Annotated in this window: 25 protein-coding genes; 9 read left to right on the forward strand and 16 right to left on the reverse strand. The window is 41.2% G+C overall.

Annotation, left to right across the window (positions count from 1 at the left end):
* Positions 1–12 precede the first annotated feature (12 nt).
* From NFU46_RS01820 to NFU46_RS01830, 3 genes are read right to left on the reverse strand one after another with little or no spacing between them, the layout of a single operon-like run.
* Complete coding sequence (locus NFU46_RS01820; RefSeq protein WP_054561502.1) at positions 13–447, reverse strand: acyl-CoA thioesterase; 435 nt, start codon at positions 445–447, stop codon at positions 13–15.
* Between the two features lie 5 nt (positions 448–452).
* Positions 453–1,271: a M23 family metallopeptidase gene (locus NFU46_RS01825; RefSeq protein WP_251599153.1), complete on the reverse strand. Its 819-nt coding sequence runs from the start codon at positions 1,269–1,271 to the stop codon at positions 453–455.
* Positions 1,264–2,121 (reverse strand): 6-carboxytetrahydropterin synthase, encoded by an 858-nt coding sequence (locus tag NFU46_RS01830; RefSeq protein WP_251599156.1) that lies wholly within the window; start codon positions 2,119–2,121, stop codon positions 1,264–1,266. Before NFU46_RS01830 ends, NFU46_RS01825 begins: the two co-directional genes overlap by 8 nt.
* Before the next feature lie 207 nt (positions 2,122–2,328).
* Here NFU46_RS01830 and fabA point away from each other — a divergent pair, with 207 nt between their 5' ends.
* Positions 2,329–2,844 carry a bifunctional 3-hydroxydecanoyl-ACP dehydratase/trans-2-decenoyl-ACP isomerase gene (gene fabA / locus NFU46_RS01835; RefSeq protein WP_054553819.1) on the forward strand — a complete coding sequence of 172 codons (516 nt, stop codon included), beginning with the start codon at positions 2,329–2,331 and terminating at the stop codon, positions 2,842–2,844.
* Positions 2,845–2,922: 78 nt separating this feature from the next.
* Here fabA and rmf read toward each other — a convergent pair whose 3' ends face one another.
* The gene (gene rmf, locus NFU46_RS01840; protein ID WP_036968408.1) at positions 2,923–3,093 is read right to left on the reverse strand and encodes a ribosome modulation factor; all 171 of its coding nucleotides are present in this window, start codon (positions 3,091–3,093) and stop codon (positions 2,923–2,925) included.
* A 374-nt stretch (positions 3,094–3,467) separates the two neighbouring features.
* Between rmf and NFU46_RS01845 the strand changes: the two genes are divergently transcribed.
* From NFU46_RS01845 to gloA, 4 genes are all read left to right on the forward strand, one after another.
* The gene (locus NFU46_RS01845; protein WP_251599159.1) at positions 3,468–4,100 is read left to right on the forward strand and encodes a TetR/AcrR family transcriptional regulator; all 633 of its coding nucleotides are present in this window, start codon (positions 3,468–3,470) and stop codon (positions 4,098–4,100) included.
* Between the two features lie 61 nt (positions 4,101–4,161).
* The gene (locus NFU46_RS01850) at positions 4,162–5,154 is read left to right on the forward strand and encodes an MDR family oxidoreductase (protein WP_251599162.1); all 993 of its coding nucleotides are present in this window, start codon (positions 4,162–4,164) and stop codon (positions 5,152–5,154) included.
* A gap of 90 nt (positions 5,155–5,244) precedes the next feature.
* A complete protein-coding gene (locus NFU46_RS01855) occupies positions 5,245–5,661 on the forward strand; it encodes a VF530 family DNA-binding protein (protein WP_063705328.1) in 417 nt (138 codons plus the stop codon).
* A gap of 255 nt (positions 5,662–5,916) precedes the next feature.
* The gene (gloA, locus tag NFU46_RS01860) at positions 5,917–6,447 is read left to right on the forward strand and encodes a lactoylglutathione lyase (RefSeq protein ID WP_251599165.1); all 531 of its coding nucleotides are present in this window, start codon (positions 5,917–5,919) and stop codon (positions 6,445–6,447) included.
* 33 nt (positions 6,448–6,480) lie between these two features.
* Here the strand turns inward: gloA and NFU46_RS01865 are convergent, their stop codons facing one another.
* The 12 genes from NFU46_RS01865 to NFU46_RS01920 all read right to left on the reverse strand — a co-directional run bounded on the left by NFU46_RS01865 (position 6,481) and on the right by NFU46_RS01920 (position 18,336).
* Positions 6,481–6,933, reverse strand: a complete 453-nt coding sequence (locus NFU46_RS01865) for a hypothetical protein (protein WP_175081967.1) — start codon at positions 6,931–6,933, stop codon at positions 6,481–6,483.
* A gap of 22 nt (positions 6,934–6,955) precedes the next feature.
* Entirely contained in the window at positions 6,956–7,375 is a 420-nt protein-coding gene (locus NFU46_RS01870; RefSeq protein ID WP_175086981.1) for a hypothetical protein, read from the reverse strand.
* Between the two features lie 134 nt (positions 7,376–7,509).
* Positions 7,510–8,181 carry an RDD family protein gene (locus NFU46_RS01875; protein ID WP_175081969.1) on the reverse strand — a complete coding sequence of 224 codons (672 nt, stop codon included), beginning with the start codon at positions 8,179–8,181 and terminating at the stop codon, positions 7,510–7,512.
* A 39-nt stretch (positions 8,182–8,220) separates the two neighbouring features.
* Complete coding sequence (locus tag NFU46_RS01880) at positions 8,221–10,041, reverse strand: protein kinase domain-containing protein (RefSeq protein WP_175081970.1); 1,821 nt, start codon at positions 10,039–10,041, stop codon at positions 8,221–8,223.
* Between the two features lie 55 nt (positions 10,042–10,096).
* Positions 10,097–10,585, reverse strand: a complete 489-nt coding sequence (locus NFU46_RS01885; RefSeq protein ID WP_251599168.1) for a hypothetical protein — start codon at positions 10,583–10,585, stop codon at positions 10,097–10,099.
* Between the two features lie 108 nt (positions 10,586–10,693).
* Complete coding sequence (locus NFU46_RS01890) at positions 10,694–11,455, reverse strand: SDR family oxidoreductase (protein ID WP_175081973.1); 762 nt, start codon at positions 11,453–11,455, stop codon at positions 10,694–10,696.
* Between the two features lie 9 nt (positions 11,456–11,464).
* The gene (mmsB, locus tag NFU46_RS01895) at positions 11,465–12,355 is read right to left on the reverse strand and encodes a 3-hydroxyisobutyrate dehydrogenase (RefSeq protein ID WP_251599171.1); all 891 of its coding nucleotides are present in this window, start codon (positions 12,353–12,355) and stop codon (positions 11,465–11,467) included.
* Between the two features lie 17 nt (positions 12,356–12,372).
* Positions 12,373–13,515, reverse strand: coding sequence for an enoyl-CoA hydratase/isomerase family protein (locus NFU46_RS01900; RefSeq protein WP_251599174.1), 1,143 nt, complete (start codon positions 13,513–13,515; stop codon positions 12,373–12,375).
* Positions 13,515–14,294 carry an enoyl-CoA hydratase gene (locus tag NFU46_RS01905; protein WP_135924626.1) on the reverse strand — a complete coding sequence of 260 codons (780 nt, stop codon included), beginning with the start codon at positions 14,292–14,294 and terminating at the stop codon, positions 13,515–13,517. The genes NFU46_RS01900 and NFU46_RS01905 overlap by 1 nt, the downstream gene beginning before the upstream one ends.
* Before the next feature lie 10 nt (positions 14,295–14,304).
* Positions 14,305–15,462 (reverse strand): acyl-CoA dehydrogenase family protein, encoded by a 1,158-nt coding sequence (locus NFU46_RS01910; protein ID WP_175078338.1) that lies wholly within the window; start codon positions 15,460–15,462, stop codon positions 14,305–14,307.
* A 110-nt stretch (positions 15,463–15,572) separates the two neighbouring features.
* Complete coding sequence (locus NFU46_RS01915; protein WP_054553805.1) at positions 15,573–17,063, reverse strand: CoA-acylating methylmalonate-semialdehyde dehydrogenase; 1,491 nt, start codon at positions 17,061–17,063, stop codon at positions 15,573–15,575.
* 91 nt (positions 17,064–17,154) lie between these two features.
* Complete coding sequence (locus tag NFU46_RS01920; RefSeq protein ID WP_054553804.1) at positions 17,155–18,336, reverse strand: acetyl-CoA C-acyltransferase; 1,182 nt, start codon at positions 18,334–18,336, stop codon at positions 17,155–17,157.
* Between the two features lie 341 nt (positions 18,337–18,677).
* On the opposite strand from NFU46_RS01920, the gene NFU46_RS01925 reads away from it, so the two are divergent.
* Genes NFU46_RS01925 through NFU46_RS01940 form a run of 4 tightly spaced genes read left to right on the forward strand, consistent with a single transcriptional unit; the run spans position 18,678 to position 22,730 of the window.
* On the forward strand, positions 18,678–19,112 hold the full coding sequence (locus NFU46_RS01925; RefSeq protein WP_054553803.1) for a MerR family DNA-binding transcriptional regulator: 435 nt from the start codon (positions 18,678–18,680) through the stop codon (positions 19,110–19,112).
* 44 nt (positions 19,113–19,156) lie between these two features.
* Positions 19,157–20,332: an isovaleryl-CoA dehydrogenase gene (locus NFU46_RS01930; protein ID WP_175078341.1), complete on the forward strand. Its 1,176-nt coding sequence runs from the start codon at positions 19,157–19,159 to the stop codon at positions 20,330–20,332.
* A gap of 9 nt (positions 20,333–20,341) precedes the next feature.
* Positions 20,342–21,949 (forward strand): carboxyl transferase domain-containing protein, encoded by a 1,608-nt coding sequence (locus tag NFU46_RS01935; protein ID WP_175078342.1) that lies wholly within the window; start codon positions 20,342–20,344, stop codon positions 21,947–21,949.
* Positions 21,950–21,959: 10 nt separating this feature from the next.
* Complete coding sequence (locus tag NFU46_RS01940; protein ID WP_251599177.1) at positions 21,960–22,730, forward strand: enoyl-CoA hydratase/isomerase family protein; 771 nt, start codon at positions 21,960–21,962, stop codon at positions 22,728–22,730.
* The last annotated feature ends 5 nt before the right edge of the window (positions 22,731–22,735 follow it).

Here is a 22,735-nt window from a genome sequence, read left to right on the forward strand (position 1 = left end):
TCACTATAAGTCTTATTCGAATCCGTTGATCATTTTGTCGCACACTACCGGAGTTGGTCTGTGGTTATCATCAACAGCAACAAACGTAAAGCTACCAGAAATAGCTAAGTGTTTATCGTCTTTGTGCATTGTTTCTAAGAAGATTTCAACATCTACTTTAAGGCTAGTGTTACCTACGTGTACAACTTTAGAAATAAGCTCTGCAAATGTACCAGCCGGAATGGCTTCTTTAAAATCTACACGGTCAGACGAAATCGTTACAAGTGGCTTACGGCAAAAACGTGTAGCAGCAATAAACGCTACTTCATCCATCCATGCCAACGCGTCACCGCCAAACAAAGTATTGTGGTGGTTAGTACGGCCAGGAAAAACTGTTTTTGTTACCGACGTTGTTGAGTCAGCAATACGCTTTGCAATAATAGCGTCACGATCGATTTGTTGTGTCATAGTCTCTACTTTTTATTAGCTAATGTGTCTTGCATCATTAGCGCAGGGTCAAGGCGTTCATTTTTCCAATTAAAACGCCAGTCTAAATGAGGGCCAGTTACGCGACCGGTCGCACCGATCTCGGCAATTTTATCGCCACGCTTAATTTCGTCCCCTACTTTTACATCTAATTTGCTTAAATGAATGTAAGTAGAAGTAACACCATGGCCATGGTCAAGAATCAAGGTACCACCAGAGTAATATAAGTCAGCATCAGCAAAAACAACTGTGCCGCTCACTGGTGCATATACTGGGCTACCCGTTTTATTGGCGATGTCTAAACCAAAGTGCGGGCGGCGAGGCTCACCATTAAAGTAACGCTGGCTACCATAAACACCTGAAATGCGCCCCGTTGCGGGTTTATAAACAGGGTCTAAAAAGTATCGTAAGTCAGAATTAACTTGCCTAGCTTTACGTACTGCTACAGCTTCACGGCTAATACGCTCAGATACTTCTTTAGGTGGCGAAACATATTTTTTTGCAACACCGGTGATTTTATCAATTTTGTAATCACGCTTAGTGATCACAATTGCTTGTTCGTGGCTTACACCAGCACTATCAACCCAAGAAAGGCTATGATTTGTCTTAGCATCACGGCCAAAGCCAAACACAAACTCACCATTTGTTGAAAGCTTAAGTGGCTCACCATTGAAGCTTACACTTTTAGCGCCTTCAATTTGGCCTGTTACTAAACCGCCTTGAGTTAAATGTCCTTTTAATTCAACAGCACTTGCAGTTAAAGAAAACAACCCTGCAAATGCTGCTATTAATAATCCTTTACGCATAACTGATTGACCCCTTGCCAACCCCTTCGTAAGCTGTAATTTTAACTTCTGAATCAGGGTATTGGTTTTTAACTTGTGAACTTAAGTAGTCTGCAATGCACTCAACCGTAGTATCGCAAGGTAAAATGTCGCAGCGTGATTTGTCTATCGCCATTTCAAAATAGCCCTGCTGTGATGTGTAAGCAAAGCACACATCGTTTACTTGTGCAGTTACATGCTTGAGGTCTGATTTATTGATTTCATCTTCAGCTGTTGCTAGATAAATGTCTTCCCATTTATCTGCCCACTCTTTTTGTAAGCGAGGCATAGCCATACCATCAAGGCTAATACCAATTTGTGAGCGATGGCCATGAATAATACGCTGACAATTACCATCGTGCTTTTTAAGACCATGGCTGTAATGATAATAAAAACTTTGGCTATGCTCTGGGTATAAATTAATTTCAATCTTTTCGATGTTGCTAGGGAGCTCAGGCATAATAGTTTTAATTAAAAACTCGGTTACCGATTTTTCATCAATAACATCAGCATCGATTAGGCAATATGCTTGGTTAGGAGCGCTCATAGCTAAGTGATAATTATCACCAAAGTGACAATCTAGCACGCTGTGATCAGCATGCTGTGTTAGTGAACCGTTTAGAGTGGCTGGCACAGCAAGTTTATGGTCGATACAGTTATCAATAATGCCCTTGATTTGCTTTTTAACTAAGCCAAAATCAAGCACCATCGACTCATCATTTAATTGACCGTGCAGAGTTAAATCCACAATCCAGCTCTCGCCAACTGCACCGCGTTTATTACACAAGTAAGAAAAATCAATCACTGTCAGTGAGTTTACAAAAAGGATCATAAATTTCCTTTAGACTGGTTAAAGAATCACAGCAATTATAATGATTTTTACTTCACAATGCGCGGTTTTATCTCCCTTTATCAGCTACAGTTTAATTAAATGGTCATAAAATAAGCGAAAAATAGCAAATAATTAACTGCTCCGAGTTGTTTAGCGTACAAGTGTACGCTAAAGTACGGGGCAATTTCTAAGCGATGAATGAGAGTTATGGAACCTAAAAACAGCTATACAAAAGAAGAATTGGTCCTTTGCGGTCAAGGTGAAATGTTCGGTGAAGGCAACTGTCGTTTACCAAGTGACAACATGCTAATGATGGACCGCATTATCTCTATCACTGCTGATGGTGGTGAGCACGGTAAAGGTCAAATCGTTGCAGAACTAGATATCAATCCTGATCTTTGGTTCTTTGACTGTCACTTTAAAGGTGACCCAGTAATGCCTGGTTGTCTTGGTCTTGATGCTATGTGGCAATTAGTTGGTTTCTTCCTAGGTTGGTCTGGTGGTCCAGGTCTTGGTCGTGCACTTGGTGTAGGTGAAGTTAAATTCACAGGCCAAATCTTACCAACAGCTAAAAAAGTAACTTACCGTTTAGACATGAAGCGTGTTATTAAACGTAAATTATTCATGGGTATGGCTGATGGTACTGTAGAAGTAGATGGCCGCGTAATCTATGAAGCAAAAGATCTTAAAGTAGGCCTTTTCCAAGATACATCTGCGTTTTAATCTTTAATTTAAGATACAAAATAGCAGATACAAAAAAGCCCCTAAATGGGGCTTTTTTGCGTAAATATGGTGCCTATATTAAGTTTTAAACATGTTTCGGTTTTCAATGGCTTCTCGCCAGCCACCTAACCACTCAGATTTAGGGTCGATTTGTTGATAAGGGCATTGTTCTTTGGAACGGCCTGCCAAGCCTGCTTTATAACCTTGAGAATGAGCTCTTTCTAAACGATCTCTTTTCTGTCTCTTCATAGGTAATATCCTCACCTTTTTATATTTATAGATATGTAGCGAAATTGACATCTACATTTAATGAATAGTTAATAAAACTGTTAAATTCAAATAGCAAAAAGCAATTAAATAAATTGACAATAACTAACGTGCTGATGCTCAAATGAATTAACATTTTAAATGACTAAGTGGTCGTACCTCTTCAACTAAAACCATCTATTAATACACTTAAATTCAGCTAAAAACGATACAGCTCTTTTAGCTTCATTATTTGTGACCAAGCCAATTTCGGCAAAGTTCCCAATTAAATTGTAATCATGACAAATTTATGATGATTACAATTTAGTCAATTTAATGCTTGCATATTAAAAACCGATCGGTCTAATATAGTCGTTATGGAAACAAATAACTCTGTGCCAAGCCGTCGTGGCAGGCCACCAAAAATAGCGCGTTCAAATGCAGATACCCGTGCCCTTTTGATTAATACGGGGCTAGCTGTATTAACCGAAAAAGGCTTTAGTGCAACCGGCATTGATTTAATATTAAAATCAGCTCAGGTACCTAAGGGCTCTTTTTATCATTACTTCAAAAGTAAGAATGATTTTGGCTTAGCACTCATTGATGCTTACGACAGCTATTTTCAGGCAAAGTTAAAACGCCACCTAAACAATGATGCAACAACCCCTCTTGAGAGGATTGTGCTATTTGCCAATGACGCCAAACAAGGTATGGCAAAGTTTGAGTTTAAGCGCGGCTGCTTAATAGGTAATTTAAACCAAGAAATCAGTCACCTTGATGAGCCTATGATTGACCGCATAAAACAGGCTTACGCCAACTGGCAAGCTTTAATCGAGCAATGCTTAGTTGATGCAAAGCAGCAAAAGCAAATTCCTCAATCATCAGATTGTAAAATGCTTGCTGAGTTCTTCTGGATTGGCTGGGAAGGTGCAGTAATGCGCTCTAAACTTGATAAATCAAGTGAACCACTTACCCTTTATACAGCACAATTTTTACGATTAATTTTATAAAGCCGTTTTAATGCGGTTTTATTTTAACCATTAAAAGACGATCGGTCTAAAAGGAGTCACCATGACAACATCAGTAAAATCGGTAGTTATTAATAAAGATGATCAAGGCTATCGTGCCGAATACACAGACTTTCCTGTAGAAAGCATCCACCAGCAAGATGTAAATATTGATGTTGACTACAGCACTTTGAATTACAAAGATGCCTTAGCCATTACAGGTAAAGGTCCTGTGGTTAGAACATTTCCTATGATCCCCGGAATTGACCTTGCAGGCACAGTAACAGAGTCTAAAAGCGATGAATTTAAAGTAGGTGATAAAGTTCTGTTAAATGGCTTTGGTGTTGGGGAAAAATACTTAGGTGGTTTGAGTTCAAAAGCGTCTATGAGTGCTGATTGGCTCATCCCCCTCCCTGCTAATTTAACACCAAAACAGGCTATGCAAATTGGTACTGCAGGTTATACGGCAATGCTGAGTATCATCGCTTTAGAAAAACAAGGTATCACACCCCAAAGTGGCGAAATTCTTGTTACCGGTGCTAATGGCGGCGTGGGTAGTTTTGCTATCTATTTGTTAAATAAACTAGGTTTTGATGTAGTTGCGACAACAGGACGAATGAACGAAGCAGATCACCTTGAAAAATTAGGCGCAAAACGCGTTTTATCTCGCGAAGAATTCTCAGCACCTGGTAAACCACTGGCTAAAGAGCAATTCGCTGGCGCAATTGATTCTGTGGGTAGCCACACCCTTGCAAATGTGTGTGCATCGATTAAATATGGTGGTGTTGTAACAGCGTGTGGTTTAGCACAAGGTATGGACTTTCCGGCAACGGTAGCGCCGTTTATCCTTCGTGGCATTAGCCTAATGGGTATAGATAGTGTAATGCGCCCTAAAGCTGACCGAATTGAAGCGTGGCAACGTCTAAGTGAATTAGTAGAAGCTCAATACCTCGATGCTATTTCGCAAGAAATTCCACTTTCTGAAGCCGTTGCAAACGCAGAAGCCCTATTAAAAGGTGAAATTCGCGGCCGTGTAGTTGTCAATTGTAAAGAATAAGCTCGAATATAGACATTCTTAGCAAGTTAGCTATAAAACTAGGGTAAAGGCAATTATACTTACCCTAGTTTTGTAATACCGGACAGTCTAATGAGTAATAAAGAAATTTTCAGCAATAACCCACTGCAAGGTGTTGGTATCGAGCAAGTCGTCACTGAGCTTGTCGAGCAATATGGCTGGGAATTACTCCACGCCTATATGCGTTTGAACTGCTTTAAGAATAACCCAGATGTAAAATCTGCGGTTAAGTTTTTACGTAAAACACAATGGGCACAAGAAAAAGTAGAAAACTTTTATTTGTATCGTCTTAAAAACTTACCACGCCCAGACAATGTAAACTACGAATTACCGCCGCGTGATCGTGTGATCCCTGCTGATCAAAAACCAGGTGAACCATGTGAGTTAAGTTTTACTGACGCCAAACGCATCCACGCTAAAAAAGAAGCAAAACAACTTGCTCGAGCTCGTAAACAGCGTTCAAGTGCGAGTAATCCTTGGGGTAATTAAGCTTAAAGCTGTTAGTTGAAATAAGCCGCCTGTTAGGGCGGTTTTTTATTTGAGTTAGCAAGTTAGCAAGTTAGCAAGTTAGCAAGTTAGCAAGTTAGCAAGTTAGCAAGTTAGCAAGTTAGCAAGTTAGCAAGTTAGCAAGTTAAGATTTGAAGGGCTATTTAAAGACGTCAATATTATTTTTATTAATTTAAGGGTAACGTGGTTATGTTAGACTGAATTAATCATCATTAATGTCAGTAAAAAAGGATGTGTATGTCTAACTACAACGAATCACCTGAACAAATCGCAACTGCAACGCAAGGTTATGTAATGCAACAGACAATGTTGCGCATTAAAGATCCAAAGCCTTCTTTAGATTTCTATCAGAATGTTTTAGGCATGAAGTTACTAGGTAAATATGACTTCCCTAAAATGGAGTTTACGCTGTACTTTTTAGGTTATGAGCAAGACATGCCAAAAGGCACCGATAAAGAAAAAGCACAGTGGGTGTTTCGCCGCCCTGCTCTTATCGAGCTTACACATAACTGGGGCACAGAAAACGACGACAGCTTTGCTGGTTACCATAGTGGTAATGATGAACCAAAAGGCTTTGGTCATATAGGTATTAGCGTGCCAGACGTGTACGCAGCAAGCGAGCGTTTTGCAAAATACGATGTTGAGTTTGTAAAAAAACCAGACGATGGCTCGATGAAAGGCCTAGCCTTTATAAAAGACCCTGATGGGTATTGGATAGAGATACTCTCAGCTGAAGGGATCACTGAGATTATTGAAGAGCATAAGTAAGATTACACCTTAAATAACCTGCTATTTAGCAGGTTATTTAAATTTACGCTTTTGATTTGTAGTAGTCAGTGTTTGTATGTTTTGCATTAGTAAGTGAATGTCAGGCTCAATAAGAAGCTTTTTATTAGGAATAAATAAAAAACACTGTAATTTTTTAGCGAGTTGGCAAATTGAAAAGCAAAAATTACTTATGTCTTTCCTTAAATCAACTCTAATTACAATTTCATCAATCGATTCATCATTAACAGAAATAGTAATTTCATTTGATGAACTATTACCCCACATTTTAATATCGGAAGTATTACTTTCAGTTCTTACTAAAACATTATCCAACAGCTTGTTTATTTGCACATTTGGTTGGTGTTGTTTCCACACGCAGGCAGTATCGAAATAACCATCGGCATTGTAGAGTGCCTCAACTGAATAATTTTTATCTTCTACCCATTGTGCAGGTATTAGAACTATTGTTCTTTGCCAAATAGCCATCGTTTTTTAAATACACTTATAATTAAAGAAAGTGCCAAGTAACATCATAACAAGGGCCATTTAAATCATATTGCAGTTCTTGACCATTCGGGATAAAGGTAGCTAGAGCTTTAAATTTAAAGTTTGACGTATCTTCTCTGTTAATTGCCAAAGCTTGCTCTATTTCATCCCATCTTTGAGATATACCACCATGCCCAGGATGACTATCGGCTTTTAATTCACCTGACTGATATTTTTTATTCCATTTAACAAAAATTTGCCATTGCTCAATCTCTAATTGAAGTTCCGATTCTGATATTAAATAAAGAGAAAACTCATCAGTAAAACCAATGTCATCATTGAAGTCTGAAATAAACCTGTAATGTCTCCCCTCAATAGATGTGATACCCTCTCTTGGCCCATCATAATATAAATTTTCGACAAGAACTTTACACATTTGCATTCATTAAAAGCCTTTAGATAAATTGAAAGGATTAATAAACAATTCCTATTAATTGCTACTGCCAAAAGAACTAACGACTATTTCATTAGTTAATTCAGGTATTTTTATTACGGTAGTCATAGTAGAACGCCTTATTACAACCTAACAACAACCGTTTTACCAATGAAGTCATGTATTGCACGACGCTTTTCATTAAACAGCATGGTTATAAATTCTGACAATGCCCAAACTGTAGCTAATGAATTCAGACCTATAATTAAATAAGTTAAAACTTCAGGTACGCTACCAAGTTGTTGTAACGATATTGAAATAAATAAAAGTAGTAGTATCCAAGATGAGTTAATAGCAATATTTACAGATTCTCGGCGCACTGATTGTTTAAGCGTAATATCTGTTTCAGTGTCATGATCAAGGACTTTAACATCCATCACCATCTTGCCAAGTGTTTGCCCATAAAACCCATGCATAAAAACAACATAGCCAATATACTGAATGCCATTAACGGCTTGTAAAACCATGTTTTGGTGAGAGTATTCAACACCAAAAAGTAAGCATTCGATATAAAGTAATGCTGTAAATATTAACCCATCAATAATAGCAGCCCAAAAACGAGGCCAAAAAGTAGCATACCTTTTATTCGTTTCTAGCTCTTCAAACTCTGCTTTTATTTCTGGGTCTTTTAGTTTATTTGCAATCTCTAATTCTAACTCTTGTGCTCTTTGTGGGAAGCTTTCTTTATCAATATATTTTTGAGCATCTAAAAGCTCATCTAATGAATAATTTTTATAATTTGGGGTGTAGTCCATGTTTGTTATTCTCCTAAACTGCTTGAAACTAGTCAGCTTTTAGCATTCAGCTCTTTTTGGATCTCTTGGATAAAACTCATCGGGCTGTTTAGAGCACAAATCAAATTCACGGGTATTTTTGTAAGGTAGCTTCATAAAGCCTGCCACACCAATATCTGTGATACTAACCGCGTATTGCATAAGCTTACTCAATAAGCGTTTAAATTCAGGCTCTTTACTGGCATCAAGCAGTCGATAGTAATGATGTATTTTCATCCTATCAGGTAAGGCTTCGAAAATGATACAGCCCGTATGGTGTATTTGGTTGAGCTCAAATACACACTTTATAACCTTTTTCGGGAGCTGTAATTGCTCATCCGGGTCTTTACCATCTTCAAAATAAGAGTGTGGTCTGGTTACGTCTGAGGCTTGGATATCCATTACTTCGTAATCAAGCTCAGGCAAATGTTCAAATTTAAACGCGCCTGTGCCATCACGCTCGAGCTGAATGGTTTTACGCGCATCAAACAAGCAACATTTAAAGAGACCTTTTTGTTCAATCCCCTGTGCTAACATCACCGTGTTGTTAATCGCATCGGTAAACGCAGTGCCAAGCGTTTCATCATGCAAAATAAGGGAAGACTCAACAAACAGTGAGTTTTCTTTCCAATGAAAACTAAGGCCCCCCACTACTGGGTATTTTGCTAATCGGCTTATTGAGGCCAAAAATGCTTTTTCTGTGTCGCCGGTATCAAATAAAAACTCTTTGTAGTATCTGTCGAGCTGGGCATCGTTTACATCAAGTAATTGTTGATTATGGTCGGCTTGTCTTAAAAATTGTTTACGTGAGCTATAAACAACCGTGTCTGGGTGTTCATCAAACTCACTAAACCAATAAGGAATATACGGTCGAATGACTTTACGCGGCAGCTCAGGGAGGTAAGCTTTAGCCATTGTAGGCATGTTTCGCATAAAATAATCACCAGCGCCATCTCTGGTTGCCTTATCTTTTGAAAGCATACCGTCAATAACCCGGGCAAGCTCCATAGGTAAATTCAGGCTTGTAGCCGGAATAACCGCCGCACCAAACCGGCATGATTGTGCAGATGCAAGTGCATAAAGGGTTGAGGCAACACCTTGTTCATCAAAACGTGGCGATGACTGCCCACCTGACATTTGCTCATCACCAATAAAATACACATCACCCATACGTGCATTAGTGGTACTAATATCAGCAGACATAAGATCCATAAAATTGCTGGCGACCGGATTACCTTCAGCATCTATTTGTGCATAAACAGAGCTGCCCCAGTCTACCAATGACAATTTATTGGTTTGTTCATCATAAACGATGTTAGAGGGTTTAATATCGCCATGCACAATTGGCTGAGGGCTTAAGCCATTTTTGTGTTCACGTAAATCTAAAAGCACATTACGTAACCTAAGAGCCAGCGCCATGACTTTTGCTGCACTAAAACGCCCTTGTTTGATGGATATTTTCTCTAAGTCTTCACCTAGAGCGCGCTCCATCATTAAAATGCCTTGCTTTTTAATGCGTTCAAAGGCATAAAATTTTGGCACCATCGGATTATTAACTTGCGAGAGCATGTACGCTTCGTCTTCTAGACGATCACGTACACTTTGTGCAAGGGTTATACGTGAAAACTTAAATACCCAAGGTAAGTCTTCATCATCGACACCGGCAAAAACAAATCCAAACGCACCAGAACCAATTAATTCAACGTCACTGTAACCAAGCAAAGTAAGCTGTTTAATACAAATGTTAAGCCATTGACGGTGCTTTTTAGCATCATGGTGAGACAGCAAATAAACAGACTGTTCTTCATTGATATAAAAATTGCGGATTTGTTTGGGATTCACTGCATCTCTCAAAGTTAAGCGGCTTTTAACCGCTTAATTATTGAATGCTAGGCAGTTAATTACAAGGCTTTTGCTCTTCTATGATCCAGCCTTGATCTTTCATAAGAAGCTCTGATACTGCAAAGGTTAAGCAAAAAAAGATAACCAACTCTAATAAGGTAAGAATATCAGCGGCAAAACACCAGCCTAAAACCCCTGCAAATAAAAATGGAATTGCTTTTAAATACCAAGCAATTTGTCGGGTTTTACCATATGTGAGTTGATAACTGTGAACTAGCTCACCCTCACACTCTAATGTAATGGTAGAAGAAAACTTCTTGAATAAAGTCACTGAAATCGTTAATTGGCAGGCTTTACCATCAACATTAAACTCATGAACAGATTTAGTTTTAAAGTTACGTGATTCTGCTATTAATTCACCGTCTACTTTCAGAACTTCTTTACCTGAGTAAGCAGAACCCCAGTATTCAATTAAATGTTCACCCAGTTTGAAGTTGGCTTTAATTCCCTTGCTCATTGATACTGTAATACCATCAGTGTTCATAACAAATCTCCTTATCATTATGAATTTAAAATACTTTAAAAATAAAAAAACGGCAAGCTAGGCTTACCGTTTTGGTACTTTCAATGGGTAAAGGGTTACCATTTCAAACTAAAGGCGGATACCGCCATCAATTTCAACAACACGACCTGTAAAGAAGTCATTCTCTACAATGTATTGTGCTGTTTGAGCAATTTCATCTGCTTCACCAAAACGACCCACTGGCGTTACCGCCATCATGCGTTGTTTTGCTTCTGGTTTCATCGCATCTGTCATTGCTGTGCGAATAACACCTGGTGCAATTGCACCAACGCGGATACCAAAGCGACCTAATTCTTTCGCCCAACCCGTTGTCATCGCAACAACACCGGCTTTAGACGCAGCATAGTTTGTTTGGCCAATGTTACCAGCACGGGCAACACTCGACATATTAACAATTACACCGCCTTTGCCAGACTCGATCATATGGCTCGCAGCTTCACGCCCTGCTAAAAATACGCCTGTTAGGTTCACATCAATCACAGATTGAAATTGAGCCAGCGACATTTTATCTACCACTTTGCCTTCTTTTGCTTTGATAAACATACCATCGCGTAAGATACCTGCGTTATTAATTAACACGCCGATATGGCCAAAGTCTTTATTGATAGTGTTGAACGTTGCTACCACAGCATCTTCATCTGTAACATTAGCAGCATACGCCATAACTTTTGTGCCATATTTAGCAAGCGCTGATACTGCAGTATCAAGTACGTCTTGTTGCATATCGATAAGAGCGATGTTCGCACCAAGGGATGCAAATTTTTCGGCCATTGCAAAGCCTAAACCTTGCGCACCACCGGTAATTACGATGTTGTTGTTTTTAATTTCCACAACAATCTCCTACTTCGAGAATAATTTAAAAATAGCGCTAAAATCATCACTACCCGCACCTTGATGCTGAAGCATAGTGTATAGATTCTTCGCCATTGACCCCATTGGGGTAGATGAATTACTTTGCTGAGCTGCTTCCATAGCAAGACCTAAGTCTTTTGCCATTAAATCAACCATAAAGCCCGGTTTATAATCATTACTTGCTGGTGCTGTTTCCATTACACCAGGGCATGGGTTATAAAGCTCAAGTGTCCAGTTACGGCCAGAGCTCGCAGTCATGATGTTACTTAACACTTTTGGGTCGAGCCCATTGTTGATGCCCATTTGTAGTGCTTCGCTAGTGCCAGCCATTAAAATGCTGAGCAGCATGTTGTTACAGATTTTTGCGACTTGGCCTGCGCCAATATCACCAGCATGGAAGATGTTTTTACCCATATCTACTAGAGCAAGCTTGGCTTTTTCAAAGTGGCTTTGCTCACCACCGACGATAAAGGTTAAAGTGCCCGCTGTTGCACCTGCAACACCACCTGATACCGGCGCATCAACAAAATCAATGCCTTTTTGAGCAAGTTCGCTACCCACTTGACGCGCTGATTCGGCATCAATGGTTGAGCAGTCAATCACTAAGGTTTTGCTATCAAGTAAGTTGATAAGACCTGTTTCGCCTAAGTAAAGCGATTTAACGTGTTTGCTTGCTGGTAGCATACTGATAAAAATATCAGCGCCAATGGCACACTCTGCTGCATCGGTAGCAGCAATTGCACCTTTATCGGCAAGCTCACTGACCGCCGCTTTATTTAAGTCAAACACGCGAACTGTATGACCTGCATTGACAAGGTTTGCCGCCATTGGGCCACCCATGTTGCCTAAACCAATAAATCCTATTGTTAATTTAGCCATTTGTTTACCCCTTGGACTTAAGATGACGTTAATGAGTTAAGTGGGTGTGATTGCTCATCCCAGCGTGCTGTAAAGAAGCTATCTACAACTGCTTCGTCGATATCGCTAAGCGATTTAAACTGCCAGTTAGGTGCACCATCTTTGTCGATTAATAGCGCACGAACCCCTTCTTGAAACTCGCCTACTTCGCCACAACGAACTGACATACCTAGCTCCATTTTGAAGCAATCTGCTAACGTCATCTCTATTGAATTAGCTAATTGACGTTCAACAAGCGCACAACTAAGCGGACAACCATGCGCTAATGATTTTTGCGCACGATTAAGCCATTTGTCTTCAGTTTCTAAAGCTTGAATGTAGTCAATTTTTCCCTGCAATGAATCAAACTCAGCCAGCTTTTGAATAACCGCTAAGTTATCTTTTACATTGCCTTTAGGAACACGGCCTGAAATATTATCAATCGAGATTAAAATGTTAGTTAGCTTTTCGTGGTTTAATGAGGCTGTTTTGCCCCACTTTTCCGCGGTGATAGCTGTTAAAATAGCGTCATATTTATCTGCTGTTGCATAGTGATCAGCAAGATTAACAAACAAGGCATCTTCAGCATTGATAGACGCAGCAGTTAACCCTAAGAATAGACCCACTTGCTCAGGCATTTTATGTAAGAAGTAACTGCCGCCCACATCTGGGTATAAACCAATGGTTAGCTCAGGCATTGCAATACGCGATGTTTCTGTTACCACTCGGTGACTTGCACCAGCCATTAAGCCAAGGCCGCCACCCATAACAATGCCATTACCCCAAAGTAATATTGGCTTTTCATAGCAGTGAATTAGGTAGTCTAATTTGTACTCAAGGGTAAAAAAGTCTTCAATGTAGTTCGCAGGCTCACCTGTGCTCATTGCTTTATGCAGGCTAACAACATCGCCGCCGGCACAAAATGCTTTTTCGCCAGCCCCTTTTAGCACGACCATGGCAACGGCGTCATCGTCAGCCCATTTTCTAAGCTGAGGCTCAAGCAGTTGGATCATGTCATAATTTAAAGCGTTTAAAGACTTAGGCGCATTGAGTGTCGCAATTGCAATGAGGCCGCTCTCGGCCTCTGCAGTTTCAAACACCACAGGCGCATCTTGATGATTTAGTAGTGTTGCGTTAGTCATTAGCCATTTACCCAATTTGCTTTACGCTTTTCTAAGAATGCATTCACGCCTTCTTTTTGGTCTTGCGTATCAAATAATTGTACAAATAACTCACGCTCTAATGGCAATGCATGAGCCATAGGTTGTGTGCGACCTTTTTGAATAAGTTCTTTACATGCAGTCACAGCAACTGGGCTTTGCTCGCCAACTTGGTTAGCAAGTTTCATTGCCGCAGCTAAACTTTCGCCAGCACCAACCACTTCTTCAACAAGGCCAATTTCGCGAGCTTTGTCTGCTTTTAAGCGCTCGCCACATAAGATCATGCGTTTTGCCCAGCCCTCACCAACAAGCCATGCAAGGTTTTGCGTACCGCCAGCACAAGGCAGTAAGCCAACTTTCGCTTCAGGAAGTGCCATTTGAGCTTGCTCTTCAGCTATACGAATATCACAAGCAAGAGCCACTTCAAGACCACCGCCCATGGCATAACCATTAATAGCCGCGATAGATACACCACGGAAATTGGTTAATGCTTCAAATGCATCACCAAACACTTTTGACATAGTGGCAGCAACGCCTTTGTCGCCGCTGGCAAACACGTTTAAATCGGCACCTGCACTAAAGAACTTTTCACCTTGGCCTGTAATCACTAATGCATAGACATTTTTGTTAGCATTTAGCTCAGTTACAGTGTCTTTTAATGCAGTTAATGTATCTTGTGTCCAGGTATTCGCTGGCGGGTTATTCATAGTTAAAACCGCTACGTTACCTTCAATATTTAAATCAATCGATGGATTAGACATAGGTTGCTCCTTATAGAATGTCGCCAGCAGACTCAGCTAAGATACGACGTGCGATAATCACACGCATGATTTCGTTTGTGCCTTCAAGAATTTGATGCACACGGACGTCTCTGAAATGACGCTCTAATGGGTATTCTTTGATGTAACCGTAACCACCGTGAATTTGTAGTGCATCGTCACATACTTTAAAACCAACATCTGTAGCAAAACGTTTTGCCATCGCGCAGTAAGTGGTTTTTTCGCTGTCACCGGTATCTAGTTTAAATGCGGCTAAGCGCACCATTTGACGAGCGGCAACAAGCTCAGTGTTCATATCGGCAATCTTAAATTGCAGTGCTTGGAAGGCAGCTAATGGCTTACCAAATTGCTCACGTTCTTTTAGGTATTCGCGTGCAGTGTTAAGTGCTGCTTGTGCTGTACCTAATGAACAGGTAGCAATATTAATTCGTCCACCATCTAGGCCTTGCATTGCAAACTTAAAGCCTTCGCCTTCTTGGCCTAGTAAGTTAGCCGCAGGAATTCTGACACCTTCAAAGCTAATTAAACGTGTTGGCTGTGCATTCCAGCCCATTTTTTCTTCAGCTTTCCCGTATTCAATACCTGCAGCATCTGCAGGCACAACAAATGCCGAAATACCGGCTGCGCCTTCACCACCAGTGCGCGCCATAACCACAAGTAAATCAGTTTCACCGGCGCCCGAAATAAACATTTTAGAGCCTGAGATCACATACTCATCGCCCTCTTTTACCGCTTTAGTTTTTAGTGATGCTGCATCAGAGCCAGAGCCTGGCTCTGTTAAACAATAAGAAGCAAGTAACTCACCCATTACTAATTGTTCACAGTACTTGGCTTTAACGTCCTCAGTACCAAAGCTTGCAATCATCCAGGTTGCCATATTATGAATGGTCAACATTGCGGTCGTAGCTGTACAACCCATGGCTAGCTGCTCAAAGATAATGCTTGAATCTAGGCGAGATAAACCTAATCCACCCGCTTCTTCTGGGGTATATAAACCACAAAAGCCAAGCTCACCGGCTGCTTTAATGGTGTCTTTAGGGAAAATGTGTTCTTGGTCCCACTTAGCTGCATGTGGAGCAAGTTCAGACTCTGCAAACTGACGGGCTGTTTCAGCAAACGCTTGCTGATCTTCGGTTAAATTAAAGTCCATAGTAGACCTCTATTTTGTTGTCTTATTCTTGTGTGAATAACGATTGTTGTCGTTTAAATGTGTGTTCTTTGAGCGAGCGTGTGCTCGCTCAGCAGTAAATTAATTACAGCTTATTTAAGGTTGATACTCATGTTCGGACCTGAGGCGATATCATCCTCGAACCAACGTGAAGTAATTGTTTTCGTTTCTGTGTAAAAGCGAATACCTTGCTTACCGTAGGTGTGTTGGTCTCCGTAGAATGAGCCTTTCCAACCTGTGAAAGAGAAAAACGGTAGTGGCACAGGAATTGGCACGTTGATACCAACTTGACCTACTTCGATTTCATGTTGGAATTTACGTGCAGCAGCGCCGCTTGATGTGAATAACGAAGTACCGTTACCGTAAGGCGAGTTATTGATAAGCTCAATCGCCTCTTCAAGAGTATCTACAAACATACAAGCCAATACGGGACCAAAGATCTCTTCTTTGTATAAATCCATCTCGGTGGTTACATCAGTAAATAGCGTTGGACCAACCCAGTTACCTTGCTCGTAACCTTCAACAGTAAAGTCAGAGCCATCAATTAAGCACGTTGCACCTTGTTCTTTACCACTTGCGATAAGTGATAAAATACGGTCTTTAGCAGCTTTTGATGTTTGTGGGCCGTAAGCCGCGTTGGCATCATCCCATACACCTGGGCGTACGTTTTCAAAGCCTGCTTTAATTTCGTCAACCCAGTCTTTTGCTTGACCAACAAACACAGCAACCGAAATACCCATACAGCGCTGACCCGCAGCACCTACAGACGCACCTACTAGGTTGTTTACAACATGCGATTTACTTGCATCAGGCATAATAACCATGTGGTTTTTTGCACCTACACAAGCTTGCACGCGTTTAAGGTTTGCTGTGCCTTTTGAATAAATGTATTCACCTACACCACACGAACCAACAAATGAAATTGCACGTACTGCTGGGTCTTCTAATAAACGGTCAACTTGTGGTTTTGTACCATGAACAACTTGTAACACCCCTTTTGGTGCACCCGCTTCAACAAATAGTTCAGCTAAACGCATTGGTGTTAGTGGATCTTGCTCTGATGGTTTCAGAATAAAGGTGTTACCACACACAATTGCCAGTGGGAACATCCATAATGGGATCATCGCAGGAAAGTTAAATGGCGTAATACCCGCACATACACCCAGTGGCTGCATGTAAGAGTAAGTATCGATTTTACGTGCTACGTTTTCCATTGTTTCGCCCATCATCAGTGATGGTGCATTGGCTGCTTGCTCAACAACTTCAATACCACGCCAAACATCGCCTTTAGCGTCTTCAAATGTTTTACCCAGCTCATGACAAATAATCGTCGCAAGCTCATCATGGTTTTCTTTTAGTAGTGCAGCGTATTTCATCATAATGCGCGCACGCTCAGAAATTGGCACTTCTTTCCATGTTTTAAATGTTTCTTTTGCAGAGGCAATGGCTGCATCCATTTCAGCATCCGTTGCACAAGGAACTTGCGCTAACACTTCTTGGTTTGCAGGATTGATAACATCAATCAGCTGCGTTGAACTTGATTGGGTAAATTCGCCGTTGATAAATAAAGGTACTTGGTGCATGAGGCACTCCTCCCCAGTGGGTATAAAGAGGCCGCAACATGATAGTTTTTAAAATACGTTGCGGCTGTGAGAGATTAAAATTCTAAAACGATTAAATAGCTTCAACTGCCATAGCAACAGCTTCACCACCACCGATACACAGTGAGGCAACACCTTTGCTAAGACCACGATTCTTTAATGCATGAATTAAGGTAACTAAGATGCGCGCGCCGCTTGCACCAATTGGGTGACCAAGTGCACAGGCACCGCCGTTTACGTTTACTTTGCTTTCATCAAGTTTTAGCTCGTTAATTGCTAGCATAGTCACCATGGCAAACGCTTCGTTGATTTCCCATAAATCAACATCATTAACAGACCAACCTGCTTTTTCTAAAAGCGATTGCATCGCACCAACCGGTGCTAAAGTAAATTCGCTCGGGGCTTGAGAATGTGTGCTGTGAGCAACGATACGACAAAGTGGTGTTAAACCTTGTGCTTTAGCATCTGACTCACGCATTAACACAAGCGCTGCTGCACCATCAGAGATTGATGACGAGTTTGCAGCTGTAATCGTGCCGTCTTTTTTGAATGCAGGACGTAAACCTGGGATTTTATCAGGACGTGCATTGCCTGGTTGCTCATCAATCGCAACGGTCACATCACCTTTGCGTGTAGAAATAGTGTGCGCGGCAATCTCGTTTGCAAATGCGCCTGTTTCAATCGCACTATTTGCTTTAGTCAGCGAGCTAAGTGCAAAGTTATCCATTTGTTCACGACCAATTGAATACTGATCGGCAGTGTCTTGTGCAAAACAACCCATTGCTTTATTGTCGTAAGCATCTTCAAGGCCATCACACATCATGTGATCTTTTACTTCGCCATGACCCATACGCATACCTGAACGTGCATTTGGTAACATATAAGGGGCATTACTCATGCTTTCCATGCCACCAGCAACCGCTGAGTTGATAGAGCCTGATTTAATTAAGTCATGGGCAAACATTGCAGCCTTTAAGCCAGAGCCACATACCTTGTTGATTGTTGTAGCGCCAGTACCTTGATTAAGACCCGCTTTTAACATTGCTTGGCGTGCAGGTGCTTGACCAAGACCAGCTGGTAATACACAGCCCATGATCACTTCGTCAATCTTATCGGCAGATAAACCGGCTTGCTCTAAGCTACTTTTAATAGCTGTAGCACCTAAATCAGTTGCGTGTGCACCACTTAGTGCGCCCATAAAACCACCCATAGGGGTACGTTTTGCGGCAACAATAACAACGGCTTCAGTAGTCATAATTGGCTCCATGTAAGTGGTTATCATCATGTGTTCAAATCATGTGTAACCAAACAGTTAATTTGTTATAGTTTAATTTCGATTTAATTCAGCATACATAATATTTACGTTTACGCCAACGTAAATCTAAAATCAACATTTTTGCGGCCGGCAAAACTGTAAACTTATCTGTATTTTGTTGTATTAAAAATCAAACATCTGCTTACAAGGCTAGATAAATAAAGCTTTTCAACAAATCCAACCAGTTATCTTTATAAGTCTAAAGTATAACTCCCAAATCACCCTTTACCTTTACGTAAACTTCACTTATATTGGTGTTATTCGAATGAGGTAAATAAATCATGAAACAAGACAATCAAACAAACTTTGAAAGCGCAGCAGTTGAACCTGCGAGCAATGAGCAAACGTTTAGTATCAGCGAATTAGCAAAAGAATTTGATATTACCACCCGCTCTATCCGCTTTTATGAAGACCAAGGCCTGATCTCACCTGATCGCAATGGTCAAACCCGTATTTATTCAAAACGCGACAAAGTAAGACTAAAACTTATTCTACGTGGTAAACGCTTAGGTTTTACCTTGGCTGAAACGGGCCGTTTGTTTGAACTTTACGATGCAGATAAATCAAGTGCTAAACAGCTAGTGACTATGCTTGACCTTATCGCAGAGAAAAAAGCGGACCTGAGCCAACAAATGGACGACATTAAAGTTGTACTAATGGAATTGGTAACTGCAGAACGTCGCTGTCGTGAAACCCTTAATAATTTAGACGAATAACCTGACAACAATCTCGTCAACAGACTCTCACAGGAACACACATTATGAGCACTATTTCACTATACAAAGAAATGAACTTCGGACTTGGCGAAACAGCAGACATGATCCGCGATCACGTAAATAGCTTTGCGAGCCAAGAAATTGCCCCACTTGCAGAACAAACAGATTTAGAAAATGCCTTCCCTAATCAACTTTGGCCACAACTTGGCGAAATGGGTTTATTAGGTATGACAGTGCCTGAAGAATTTGGCGGTGCTGGCCTTGGCTACCTTGAACATGTTATTGCAATGGAAGAAATTAGCCGTGCAAGTGCATCGATTGGTTTAAGTTATGGTGCTCATTCAAACCTTTGTGTTAACCAAATTAACCGTAATGGGTCACAGGCTCAAAAAGAAAAATACCTACCTAAACTTATCAGCGGTGAGCACATTGGTGCCCTTGCGATGAGTGAGCCAAATGCGGGTTCTGACGTTGTATCAATGAAATTAAAAGCTGAGAAAAAAGGCGATGTATTTGTACTTAACGGTAACAAAATGTGGATCACCAATGGTCCAGATGCCGATACCTTTGTTATCTATGCAAAAACAGATTTAAATGCTGGCCCTAAAGGGATCACAGCGTTCATCGTTGAACGTAACACGCCAGGGTTTTCTACTGCACAAAAGCTAGACAAACTTGGTATGCGTGGCTCTAACACCTGTGAATTAGTGTTCGAGAACTGCGAAGTACCAGCAGAAAACATTCTAGGTAACTTAAACGAAGGCGTAAAAGTACTTATGAGTGGCCTTGATTATGAGCGTGTTGTTTTAGCTGCAGGCCCGCTTGGCATTATGCAAGCATGTATGGACATTGTGGTTCCTTATATTCATGAGCGTAAACAATTTGATAGCCCAATTGGTCAGTTCCAACTTATTCAAGGCAAAATCGCTGATATGTACACACAAATGAATGCAGCTCGTTCATACGTTTACACGGTAGCTCGTGCATGTGACCGCGGCGAAACAACGCGTAAAGACGCCGCTGGTGCGATTTTATATGCAGCAGAGCTGGCGACTAAAATGGCCCTTGATGCTATCCAAATCTTAGGTGGTAATGGCTATATCAACGAATACGCGACTGGTCGTTTATTACGTGATGCAAAACTATATGAAATTGGCGCAGGTACTTCAGAAATCCGCCGCATGCTAATTGGTCGCGAATTATTCACTGAAAGCCGATAGGACCTTGTTATGACGATTTTAAAATCGAGTGTAAATCCACACGATCCGCAATTTTTGCAAAATCACGACAACATGGCAGCGCTCGTAAGTGATTTACGTGAAAAAGTAGCGGATATCCGTTTAGGTGGTGGCCCAGCCCTGATTGAACGCCACCAAGGTCGTGGTAAGTTGTTTGTTCGTGACCGTATTGAAACGCTACTTGATGAAGGCTCGCCATTTTTAGAGATTTCTCAATTTGCTGCCTTTGGTGTGTACGAACAAGCTATTCCTTGTGCTGGTGTTGTTGCTGGTATTGGTCGTGTGAAAGGCGTTGAATGTATGATCATCGCCAATGATGCAACTGTAAAAGGCGGTACATACTTTCCACTAACGGTGAAAAAACACTTGCGTGCCCAAGATATCGCAGAGCGTTGTCATTTACCGTGTATTTATTTAGTTGATTCAGGCGGTGCAAACCTGCCTGAACAAGATGATGTATTTCCAGATAAATTACACTTTGGCCGTATTTTCTATAATCAGGCTCGTATGTCTGGAAAAGGCATTCCACAAATTGCAGTCGTAATGGGTTTATGTACCGCAGGTGGTGCTTATGTACCAGCAATGGCTGATGAAAGTATTATTGTAAAAGAGCAAGGCACAATTTTCTTAGCTGGTCCGCCTCTAGTTAAAGCGGCTACAGGTGAAGAAGTAACTGCTGAAGAGCTCGGTGGTGCTGATGTTCACTGTAAAACATCAGGTGTTGCCGACCACTATGCTGAAAACGATGCCCATGCACTTTCTATCGCGCGCCAATGTATTGAACGAATTAACTATCAGCGCCCTACTGCACCGTTACTTGATGATGTTAAACCGCCGCGTTACGACATTAACGAAATTTACGGCATTGTGGGTACCGACCTTAAAAAACCATTTGATGTACGCGAAGTAATTGCCCGTGTTGTTGATGATTCATCGTTTGATGAATTTAAACGCTACTTTGGCGAAACCTTAGTAACCGGCTTTGCAACAATCTTTGGTCACCCTGTCGGTATTGTTGCCAACAACGGCATTTTATTCAGTGAATCGGCGCAAAAAGGCGCGCACTTCATACAACTATGTGCACAACGCAAAATTCCTTTAGTGTTTTTACAAAACATTACTGGCTTTATGGTTGGTAAAAAATACGAAGCTGAAGGCATCGCCAAACATGGTGCGAAAATGGTAACCGCTGTGTCATGTGCTGATGTGCCAAAATTTACGGTGTTAATTGGTGGCTCGTATGGTGCAGGTAACTACGGTATGTGTGGCCGCGCGTTTGAGCCTACCATGATGTGGATGTGGCCAAATGCTCGTATCTCTGTAATGGGTGGTGAACAAGCGGCTGGCGTTCTTGCTCAAGTTAAACAAGATGGTTTAGCCCGTAAAGGCGAAAGCATGACTGATGAGCAAGTCAGTGAGTTTAAAAAGCCAATTATCGAGCAATACGAAAAACAAGGTCATCCATATTACGCCAGTGCCCGCCTTTGGGATGATGGCATTATCGATCCTGCTGATACCCGCAATGTATTAGGGCTTGCCTTAAGTGCAGCTAAAAATGCACCAGAGCGCGATTCGCAGTTCGGCGTATTTAGAATGTAATGGAGGCCTTATGTCAGTAACACTCGAAATAACAAAATCAAATGTGGCTGTACTGGTACTAAGTCGCCCTGAAAAACACAATGCATTTAACGAAGAAGTCATCAGTGAACTGATCCGTTTAATTGAACACGCAAACAGTTGCGATGTTCGCGCACTGGTTTTAAAAACCGAAGGTAAGCACTTCTCTGCTGGCGCTGATTTAAACTGGATGAAGTCGATGGCTGGCAATGACTTTGCAGAAAACTTAGCGGATTCTATGCAGCTAGCAAAGCTTATGAAAGTCCTTGCTACAAGCCCACATCCAACAATTTGTGCCGTACAAGGTGCTGCATTTGGCGGTGCGTTAGGCTTGATTGCGTGTTGTGATATCGCAATTTGCCAAGACGATGCACAATTTTGCTTAAGTGAAGTAAAGCTTGGTCTTATTCCTGCAGTTATCAGCCCTTATGTTATTAAAGCTATTGGTGAGCGCGCTGCACGTCGTTATTTTTTAACGGCAGAGATTTTTGACGCGCATACAGCTAAGCAACTGGGTTTAATTCACCAGATCACCGGCGATTTACAAACAGTTCTCGATAAACACTTACAAAACCTTGTTAACAATGGCCCTATTGCTGTTAAAGCAGCGAAGCAGCTAATCAATGATGTCGCTGGCAACGTAATAGATGATGCACTGATTGAGTTAACCGCTGAGCGCATTGCTCGCATTCGTGTATCTGAAGAGGGCCAAGAAGGCCTAACTGCATTTTTTGAAAAACGTGCCCCTAACTGGCAGAAATAGGAACC

This window comes from Pseudoalteromonas sp. NCCP-2140 (assembly GCF_023708065.1).
Taxonomy (GTDB): domain Bacteria; phylum Pseudomonadota; class Gammaproteobacteria; order Enterobacterales; family Alteromonadaceae; genus Pseudoalteromonas.

Coding starts and splice junctions, on each gene's coding strand:
- NFU46_RS01935 (WP_175078342.1), top strand. CDS start 20,342: ATGACGATTTTAAAATCGAGTGTAAATCCACACGATCCGCAATTTTTG.
- rmf (WP_036968408.1), bottom strand. CDS start 3,093: ATGAAGAGACAGAAAAGAGATCGTTTAGAAAGAGCTCATTCTCAAGGT.
- NFU46_RS01905 (WP_135924626.1), bottom strand. CDS start 14,294: ATGTCTAATCCATCGATTGATTTAAATATTGAAGGTAACGTAGCGGTT.
- NFU46_RS01925 (WP_054553803.1), top strand. CDS start 18,678: ATGAAACAAGACAATCAAACAAACTTTGAAAGCGCAGCAGTTGAACCT.
- mmsB (WP_251599171.1), bottom strand. CDS start 12,355: ATGGCTAAATTAACAATAGGATTTATTGGTTTAGGCAACATGGGTGGC.
- NFU46_RS01850 (WP_251599162.1), top strand. CDS start 4,162: ATGACAACATCAGTAAAATCGGTAGTTATTAATAAAGATGATCAAGGC.
- NFU46_RS01930 (WP_175078341.1), top strand. CDS start 19,157: ATGAGCACTATTTCACTATACAAAGAAATGAACTTCGGACTTGGCGAA.
- fabA (WP_054553819.1), top strand. CDS start 2,329: ATGGAACCTAAAAACAGCTATACAAAAGAAGAATTGGTCCTTTGCGGT.
- NFU46_RS01845 (WP_251599159.1), top strand. CDS start 3,468: ATGGAAACAAATAACTCTGTGCCAAGCCGTCGTGGCAGGCCACCAAAA.
- NFU46_RS01830 (WP_251599156.1), bottom strand. CDS start 2,121: ATGATCCTTTTTGTAAACTCACTGACAGTGATTGATTTTTCTTACTTG.
- NFU46_RS01940 (WP_251599177.1), top strand. CDS start 21,960: ATGTCAGTAACACTCGAAATAACAAAATCAAATGTGGCTGTACTGGTA.
- NFU46_RS01885 (WP_251599168.1), bottom strand. CDS start 10,585: ATGAACACTGATGGTATTACAGTATCAATGAGCAAGGGAATTAAAGCC.
- NFU46_RS01915 (WP_054553805.1), bottom strand. CDS start 17,063: ATGCACCAAGTACCTTTATTTATCAACGGCGAATTTACCCAATCAAGT.
- NFU46_RS01855 (WP_063705328.1), top strand. CDS start 5,245: ATGAGTAATAAAGAAATTTTCAGCAATAACCCACTGCAAGGTGTTGGT.
- NFU46_RS01875 (WP_175081969.1), bottom strand. CDS start 8,181: ATGGACTACACCCCAAATTATAAAAATTATTCATTAGATGAGCTTTTA.
- NFU46_RS01920 (WP_054553804.1), bottom strand. CDS start 18,336: ATGACTACTGAAGCCGTTGTTATTGTTGCCGCAAAACGTACCCCTATG.
- NFU46_RS01825 (WP_251599153.1), bottom strand. CDS start 1,271: ATGCGTAAAGGATTATTAATAGCAGCATTTGCAGGGTTGTTTTCTTTA.
- NFU46_RS01870 (WP_175086981.1), bottom strand. CDS start 7,375: ATGCAAATGTGTAAAGTTCTTGTCGAAAATTTATATTATGATGGGCCA.
- gloA (WP_251599165.1), top strand. CDS start 5,917: ATGTCTAACTACAACGAATCACCTGAACAAATCGCAACTGCAACGCAA.
- NFU46_RS01900 (WP_251599174.1), bottom strand. CDS start 13,515: ATGACTAACGCAACACTACTAAATCATCAAGATGCGCCTGTGGTGTTT.
- NFU46_RS01910 (WP_175078338.1), bottom strand. CDS start 15,462: ATGGACTTTAATTTAACCGAAGATCAGCAAGCGTTTGCTGAAACAGCC.
- NFU46_RS01820 (WP_054561502.1), bottom strand. CDS start 447: ATGACACAACAAATCGATCGTGACGCTATTATTGCAAAGCGTATTGCT.
- NFU46_RS01865 (WP_175081967.1), bottom strand. CDS start 6,933: ATGGCTATTTGGCAAAGAACAATAGTTCTAATACCTGCACAATGGGTA.